Annotated in this window: 2 pseudogenes; one reads left to right on the top strand and one right to left on the bottom strand. The window is 44.5% G+C overall.

What is annotated here, in order from left to right:
* A pseudogene (locus tag L5M18_RS23180) lies at positions 1 to 233 on the top strand (IS4 family transposase); the annotation flags it as partial.
* A gap of 561 nt (positions 234 to 794) precedes the next feature.
* Here L5M18_RS23180 and L5M18_RS23175 read toward each other — a convergent pair.
* Positions 795 to 1,002: pseudogene (locus tag L5M18_RS23175) on the bottom strand (IS3 family transposase); the annotation flags it as partial.

Genomic DNA, 1,002 nt, shown 5'->3' with positions numbered 1-1,002 from the left:
TGATGGTTCAATGCCTGTTGTGGCTAGTTGGTTTACACGCACAGCAACAGGGCTGGGATAAGCATTTTCAGGCCAATACCATTGGGCATCGAACGGTACTCTCAACGATTCGCTTGGGATTGGAGGTACTCAGGCGGCCTGATTATCAAATCACGGAGAAAGAATTGCTGGCGGCCTGGGTATTATTCGCCAATCAGTTGCTCAAATATGGCTATGCTATGGCTGATTTATGAGGGGATCCTTCAGAGCAAAGGGTCTATCACGCTTTTGTCCAAAAGCGTGCTGGGTATATCCTTTATACAGACAGGTTACATTAGTGCCAAAAAGGTGATCCATGGTGATTTGCGAGACGACCGTACGCCCCATGGATGGGGCGGTCGAGCATCCACGGACGGACTGGCTGCGAGTCGGAGAGCGAATGCCATGGTAAGCCTATATGAGTGTATACCAGCCAACCACTAGGATCCCAACGATTGAAATAACAGGTCACCCAGTACAGATTGCTTATGCCACTAGAGTCTAAAGGTCAGCTATGTTCAGTACGATTACTTGTTTCCACGCAATAAAAAGCCCTGCTTATACAGTGATGTATAGCAGAGCTTTTTGATTGCAAGTTTGTATTCGTTGAGTGAAAGTACAAGCTTTACTCAGGGTTTATGACCTAGTTCGAATAGGTCATAAATCCTTTTATCTCATCCACCTATTTCTCTCACTCATCTCTTTACACTCATCTCTTTCACTAAAATCGGCATCATCGGTGTTTTTCAAGGTAGTTGGCACTCTTTACTTAAATTTTAAGCTGCATTTCTTGTTTCAGTTTCAGACTCTTTTTCTGGGTTCAACACTACCTCACCGATAACGTCACAGTTCCTTATACCGTTTGGCCAGCGTTTAGGGTTTCTTGATCTTGCTTCTTCTAGTACCTCCTTACGCTTAGATAAAATCGCTTTATCTTGCATCGCATGTCGCTCACTCGGTGATACAAAATTGAGCTTACTGTGC

Origin of the sequence: Shewanella sp. SM20 (assembly GCF_025654545.1) — a bacterium.
Classification (GTDB): domain Bacteria; phylum Pseudomonadota; class Gammaproteobacteria; order Enterobacterales; family Shewanellaceae; genus Shewanella; species Shewanella oncorhynchi.
Note: the sequence above shows the minus strand (reverse complement) of the source record. Positions and strands in the feature narration are given on the sequence as shown.